Raw genomic sequence first — 6,087 nt, 5'->3', positions numbered from 1 at the left:
CTGGTCCGTGCCGGCGCGACCTTCGACAAAGGCATCCTCGTCGAACGACCCGACGAACCGACCCACGAATCAGGAGGCGATCAACACGTCGCGTGACACGCCCATCCACAGGTCTTGACTATTCCTCCCGCCGCGAACTCGAAGGCCTCTACAGCGCACGCCGCGGCGCCTTCCGGATCATCTACCGGATCTCCGACGTCGTCACCATCATGGCCATCGACCACCGAGCCGACACCTACCGGAGCCACTGAACCACCCCGCAGCGGCATGTCCGGATGTTCGCCTTGCACCCTGAGAGACGGAAGTTCCGGTGACTCACTGGCATTGCGAGAAGGGCGGGTTGATCGTGTCGCTGGTCCAGTCCAAGGGTGCGTTCATCAGCACCTGGTGGGCCTCCAACCCAGGATCAGCGAGCACCGCGTCAGTCAGCTCCACGTGGCCGGCCACCAACAGGAACAACCAGTCGAGCTCGGCCGCGACCACCCAACGGTGGTCGGGGCCGGCCAAACCCAGGCCACATCAACAGGCGGTGGCTGGACAGGCAACGAACTGTCACAGGGCCCCGATAGCTTGGCTAGGGACAGGTGGAGCCAGCCACCGCTAAGCCCCGAAGGGAAGACTCAACAATGGCAAGTGCCACCCCCTCATCCTCCAAGTCATGTCTATCCATCGTTGGGTATGCACTGCTCGCTCTTGGAGCCTTGGGCCAGATCATGAACGACCCCACCTCAGGGACAGTGGTTCTGGTCATCATCCTGATGATCGCTGCCGTACCTGTGGTCAGGTACATCCGCATGAAGCGCTACTTCGCAAGCGAGGAGTTCCAGTCGGCTAAGGCGGAGTTGTCGGCGGTAGTCAAGGAGCACAACGAGATCACGGACTATGCCTCCGAGATTCGGAACCGTGGACTGTTCGAGCTTGGAGTCTCCTCTACGGGGGGCGAGTCCCACCTCGCTACATATGAGAACACGAGTCGACACAACTACAAGCGGGACAGGAACGTCGCCAACTTCCAGGCGCCCAACGTTCACAACTGCTCCCTGCAGGTCGTCCGCAACGCGAGCGGCGACCCGCTGACCTACCTGATGCGGTACTTCGACATAAAGGCCAACGAGCAGTCCCTGGAGAGGGTGGAGAGCTTGGGCGAGAGCATCTCCAGTCTCGAAGGCGCGATCCAGAACCTTCACGATCGCGAGGCGAGCATCACCAACTCTATCAACCCGCCCAAGTTCATCATGAAGCACTACCGCACGCGGTTCATGGAGCAGATGGGAGTTGAGCTCTCGCCGATTGAGATTCCGTATCCGGAGTACGTGTTCGAGTACGTCAGCGCCGGAGGGAATTCGTCTCAGCGGACCACCGTCAAGCTCACGTCAGACACGGTCGATGCCCTGATAGAGAAGATGTCCGAGCGGATCCGGTTCCGCAAGAGTGCTGCGGGCCAGCGTGCACTCATGACTACCAGGCTGCGCAGCTTCATCAAGGACCGCGATAACCACACGTGCCAGACATGTACGATCTCGGTGGCAGCCGAACCTCACCTCCTCTTGGAGGTGGACCACATCACCCCGGTGTCTCGAGGTGGCATGTCGACTCCTGAGAATCTCCAGACGCTCTGCTGGCGCTGCAACCGCACAAAGTCCAACAAGGTGCCCGCTTAGACCTGCTGGCGGTTGAACCTCAGGACGCCCCCGGCCCGCACGGTCGGGGGCGTCGTTCAGTCCGTGCCGGCCGGGATGCTCGGTGCCACGACCTGGGAGGTGGGGAGCGCCGTCAGCGGCATGTCAGGGCGTGCGCTCGGGTCCGACAGCCGGCAGGCTGCCCTCGCGCACTGTGCTGCCGAACCGGACGTCGTGCGGTCAGGCCTGGGCGGTGGTGCTCCCGTCGACCAGGCGGGCGAGCACGCTCAGGGTTGCTAGCTGTTCCACCGCCTCCTGCTCACTCAGTTCCTGGATCTCGTCATGGCTGGAAGGATTGCGCAGGGCCGCGAAACAGCCTTCGGCGAGTGCTGCGACGCCGCGGCGGAGGGACTTGGCAGTCTTGCCGCCGTCGTCCCCGGCGGGCCGCAGGCGTGGCTTGCCGGGCTGGGGCGGGTCATCGCTATATGCCTGTTTGAAAAGGTCCGTTTCGGCAACGTCGCGGCGGCTCACCCTATTCTGAGTCTCAGCGTTGATCTTGATCGTGGCTGCTCTGATGGCCTCGCGATAGTGGCCCGACTGCCAGAGAGATCGTGCCGCTGACCAGATCCAGGGGTGAAGATCAGCCGCGCTGATGGACGGTGCATTGTCTCCGAATCGTTCGGCCAGCTCGGTCTGGCGCTCAAGTGCGGTGACGGCGCGGATGGCCGCCTGGTGATGCCTGACCCATCGCTCCTTGCCGTCGTCAGGTACCTCGGTTCGCCATCGCGGCAGGACACGATCAAGGATCTGCTCGACCACCTGTGCTGCGGCGACGATGTCGTCGTTCCTCCCGACGGGGCTCGCGAAGTCCCCCATGAAGACCACGCCCCCGCCGGATGCCGGCTGGCGGAGCTTGGTGAGGCCGATGAATCGACGAAGCTCTTCGAGTGCCCATTCGACGTCCATGGTCTGACGATATGCGGTCCGCGCAACGTTCTGTCTTCGGCAGGAACCGACCGCGACACCGCGCTGACCGCGGCATGTGCGGATGTTCTGCTCTGCACCGGATCGCACCTCAGGGAGTTGTTCCCATGCCGTCGACCACCGGGTGAGCTGGCTCGCGCGTGAGGACGATGTGCATGCCCACTGACAGCGCGTCGCCAATGTGAGAAAATCGCGCACGTGGACAAGGTGGAGATAGGGCAGCGTCTCGCGATCGCACGCGAGGTCGCCGGCATGACCCAAGACAGCGTGGGGGCTGCTGTCGGCCTCGACCGCACCGCCATCGGGCTGATCGAGAAGGGCACGCGCAACGTCAAGGTGGGCGAATTGCTGAAGCTCGCCGAGGTGCTGGGCCGGCCGGTGGCGTTCTTCGTGGAACCGGCCATTCCGGCGGTCGTGAGCCGTCGACAGTCCCCCACCAACAGCCACGAAACCACCAAGTCACTGGACCTTGAGCTACAGCACTTCGCATCCGATGTGCGCGAGATGGTCAGCATGGGCGTGTTCACCCCGTCGGGCCGTGACCCTGATGCACGCACGCCCCGGACGGTCAAGCAAGCCGAGAATGCCGCGAGCCGGTTCCGCCGTCAGCTGGGTGGGGATCCCGCAGGTCCGCTGCCCAATCTGTCCGACGCCTGCGAGCAGCTGGGGCTCTACCTGTTAGCTACGCCGCTTGGTGCCCAGGGAGCGGACGGCGGTTGCGTCGAAGTCGAGACCGACGTCGGCGTCGCGGGTGTGGCGGTAATAAATTCTGACAAGGACCTCGGCCGCCGCCGGATGACCACGGCGCACGAACTGGGCCACTGGTTGTTCGGTGACGCCTACGACACCAACGCCAGCCTAGACGCTGAGAGAATGGTCAACGCGTTCGCGATCCACTTCCTCGCCCCACGTCCTGGCGTCGAACGTGTCTGGCAGGAGGTGGCGGGCCGGACGGAGCGAGATCGTGCCGCGACAGTGGCAACCGAGTTCCAACTCAGCTGGTCGGCAGCAATCGCGCAACTGCGCAACTTGAACCTCGTTGACTTCGAACAGCACGACTTGCTGCTGAGCAAGCAGCCCACCCGCGGCGACTTCCTGCGGCTCGGCTTGCAGCTTCGATCCGATTTGGACGGCGTTTCCCTGCCGACCGGCTTTGTGGCGGCCTGCCTAGACGCCTACGCCCACGAAACCCTGACCCCTGCTCGTGTTCTGCAGGTGCTGCGCGGCACTGTCAGCAGTGACGAACTGCCCGACCCTGGCCCTGCCAGCCCGGAGCGGTGGCAGGGGGCCTTCCTGGGCCACCCGCGCCGATGACGGGCTCTGGGTGGTGTATCGACACCAGCGTCTATACCCACCTGTGCCGTGCCGGACACTCGTCGATCCTGCAGCACCTCGCCCCTGGCGGCACGGTGACGGTTCCCTTGGAAGTGCAGGACGAGATTAACGAGGGCCGGGATCGCTACCCCGGGATCCCGGCTGTGGCCGATACCGAATGGGCGCAGACGGTGATGCTCACCGAGCAGGAAGAAAGCACCCTTCTGGTGGCGCTCGGTCGCATGGGTGGTGGGACCGAGCATCTGGGAGAGTGCGCCGTCATTGCCTGCGCGCGGCACCGCGGCTTGATGGGCCTCATCGATGAACGCAACGCGATCACGGTTGCCGAGAGTCTCGGCGTCGAATGCCACGACACCCTCTGGCTCGTCCTCGAAGCCCATTTCGTGCTTGACGTCTACTCCCGCCGCGAGGCGGTAGAGCAGGCCGTTCAGGCACTGATTGACACCGACATGCGATTGCCAATCGCGAGCGGCGCCGGCCTTTTTCCCTGGGCCTGGAAAGTCGGCTATCTGCCGCGGGACACCGAACCTTCGGCATGACCGCGAACAGTCGCCCAAGGCATGAGTGCGGTCACGACCGCTGCCATGACCGACCGCACCCCGGCGGCGGTTGCGGATGGCACGCTGCCCCCCAACCTGACATACCTTAGCCTCGTGACAATCCGAGGTCCCGAGGAACCGCAGGTAGTCTTCGCGCAACCTGAGCTGCCACTCCAAGGGGTCGAGACATTGAGTGCAATCCAGAGCGTTGAGTTGTGGCTCGCTCGAAACGGTGGCGCCGACGATGACCTCAACGTAGTTACGGCTCAGCTCTACCTCTCAGACAGTGAGTCGCGGCTGGCGCGCGCCCGGCGCTGGCTGCTCGTGCGAGAAATCAATGAGCGGTGCACGCACGATTGGGGAGTCCTCGTCCACGGCGGGACAGAGAGCGTTTGGCTGCTGGACGAGGCGGCCCAGGCGCTGGTCGACGGGCTTTGGTTGGCCGCCTTGCTCTGCTGTCATTCCGCCTGCGAGCGGCACTTGGCGGGGATCCTCAGCATGGACGAGGGGTCGTTGCACCGGTCATGGCGCAGTTGGGGCCTCGGGCGGCTACTCGACGAGGCGCAACAGCGCGACATCGTGCCTTCCGACCTGCGCGAGCCGTTGAACCAGATGAACGAGGTGCGCAAGGCGTCTGCTCACTTCAAGCCTCCGCTCTACGATGGATCACTGATGCGTCGGGCCATAGCCATAAATCACGAGGGTGCTCTGGAGTCCGTGGAGGCGCTCGCAGAGGCGGACGCGTTTGCTGCCTACGAGACGGCAAAGTCACTTGTCCACAGGGCACGATTCGCCTGACAGCTTGCGCACGCGGCCCGGCCATATGGTTCGCTCAATGCGGCAGAGGCGGGCGTTCAGACGGTGAGTGACTCAACCGCGTCGGCCAGTTCGTTGACGGGATTTGTGCCGTCGAGCTCAAAGGTCGCCCTCCGTCGCGGGAGCGGTTCGACGGTGTTCAGGTAGAACCGGATCTCGTCCTGCTGCGCCTGGGTTCGCCCGAAGGGGTTGTTGCTGCGCGAGGTCACCCGTTCGAGCAGCGTTGCCCAAGGCGCACTGAGCAGGACGATGTGGTCGAAGCGGTCGTAGAAGTCGATCTGGTTCTCGACCGTGCCGGAGACGATGACGTGGGACTGGCGCTCCAGGAGCGACGCCATGCGGACCGGGTCCCATACCCCGCTGGGCAGGACCCAGTTGTCGTAGTCGGTGTCCACAGTGAGGTGGCCGCGCTGGTGCAGCTCCACGAGGAGCGTGCTCTTGCCGGTTCCCGACATACCGGTGATCAGGACGCGCGCCACGGTGGGGCCGCCGGTTCGATTCCTGCAGCTCGCATCTGTCGTCGCGAGCCGGGGTTCTGACGAAGGGGCATGGCCTACACCCTACGGGCGCCTAGGGCGTGTCGCGTAACTGGTCTCGTAGGCAGATGATGGTGCTGGCCAGGACGAGGCCGGCGCGGTAGTTGCGAGCGAGTTTGTCGTAGCGGGTGGCGATGGCGCGGAACTCCTTGATCCGGTTGAAGAAGCGTTCCACCACGTTCCTGCCCTTGTAGATGGTGGGATCGAAGGCAGGTGGGCGACCGCCGCGGCTGCCCTTGGCCTTGCGACGGGCGATCT

9 protein-coding genes are annotated in these 6,087 nt (G+C 64.3%); 5 read left to right on the top strand and 4 right to left on the bottom strand.

Annotated features, from left to right (window positions below):
* The first annotated feature begins 92 nt into the window (after positions 1–92).
* Positions 93–251, top strand: a complete 159-nt coding sequence (locus H5397_RS18995) for a type II toxin-antitoxin system RelE/ParE family toxin (protein ID WP_309224396.1) — start codon at positions 93–95, stop codon at positions 249–251.
* A gap of 64 nt (positions 252–315) precedes the next feature.
* Here H5397_RS18995 and H5397_RS16945 read toward each other — a convergent pair whose 3' ends face one another.
* The gene (locus H5397_RS16945; protein ID WP_182818903.1) at positions 316–483 is read right to left on the bottom strand and encodes a hypothetical protein; all 168 of its coding nucleotides are present in this window, start codon (positions 481–483) and stop codon (positions 316–318) included.
* A gap of 230 nt (positions 484–713) precedes the next feature.
* Here H5397_RS16945 and H5397_RS16940 point away from each other — a divergent pair, with 230 nt between their 5' ends.
* Positions 714–1,661, top strand: coding sequence for an HNH endonuclease (locus H5397_RS16940; RefSeq protein WP_182818902.1), 948 nt, complete (start codon positions 714–716; stop codon positions 1,659–1,661).
* Positions 1,662–1,859: 198 nt separating this feature from the next.
* On the opposite strand, the gene H5397_RS16935 is transcribed toward H5397_RS16940, so the two are convergent.
* Positions 1,860–2,585, bottom strand: a complete 726-nt coding sequence (locus H5397_RS16935) for a TIGR02391 family protein (protein WP_182818900.1) — start codon at positions 2,583–2,585, stop codon at positions 1,860–1,862.
* 216 nt (positions 2,586–2,801) lie between these two features.
* Between H5397_RS16935 and H5397_RS16930 the strand changes: the two genes are divergently transcribed.
* Genes H5397_RS16930 through H5397_RS16920 form a run of 3 tightly spaced genes read left to right on the top strand, consistent with a single transcriptional unit; the run spans position 2,802 to position 5,275 of the window.
* A complete protein-coding gene (locus H5397_RS16930) occupies positions 2,802–3,917 on the top strand; it encodes an ImmA/IrrE family metallo-endopeptidase (protein ID WP_182818898.1) in 1,116 nt (371 codons plus the stop codon).
* Complete coding sequence (locus H5397_RS16925; protein ID WP_220492385.1) at positions 3,914–4,477, top strand: hypothetical protein; 564 nt, start codon at positions 3,914–3,916, stop codon at positions 4,475–4,477. The genes H5397_RS16930 and H5397_RS16925 overlap by 4 nt, the downstream gene beginning before the upstream one ends.
* 45 nt (positions 4,478–4,522) lie before the next feature.
* Positions 4,523–5,275 (top strand): hypothetical protein, encoded by a 753-nt coding sequence (locus H5397_RS16920; RefSeq protein ID WP_182818895.1) that lies wholly within the window; start codon positions 4,523–4,525, stop codon positions 5,273–5,275.
* Between the two features lie 56 nt (positions 5,276–5,331).
* Here the strand turns inward: H5397_RS16920 and H5397_RS16915 are convergent, their stop codons facing one another.
* Positions 5,332–5,772: an AAA family ATPase gene (locus tag H5397_RS16915; RefSeq protein WP_182818894.1), complete on the bottom strand. Its 441-nt coding sequence runs from the start codon at positions 5,770–5,772 to the stop codon at positions 5,332–5,334.
* Between the two features lie 91 nt (positions 5,773–5,863).
* A partial coding sequence (locus H5397_RS16910) for a transposase (RefSeq protein ID WP_182814264.1) occupies positions 5,864–6,087 on the bottom strand: 224 nt, incomplete at its 5' end.

The organism is Propioniciclava sp. MC1683, assembly GCF_014164675.1.
Taxonomy (GTDB): Bacteria; Actinomycetota; Actinomycetes; order Propionibacteriales; family Propionibacteriaceae; genus Propioniciclava.
The sequence above is the reverse complement of the archived record's forward strand: the minus strand, read 5'-3'. Positions and strand labels throughout refer to the sequence as shown.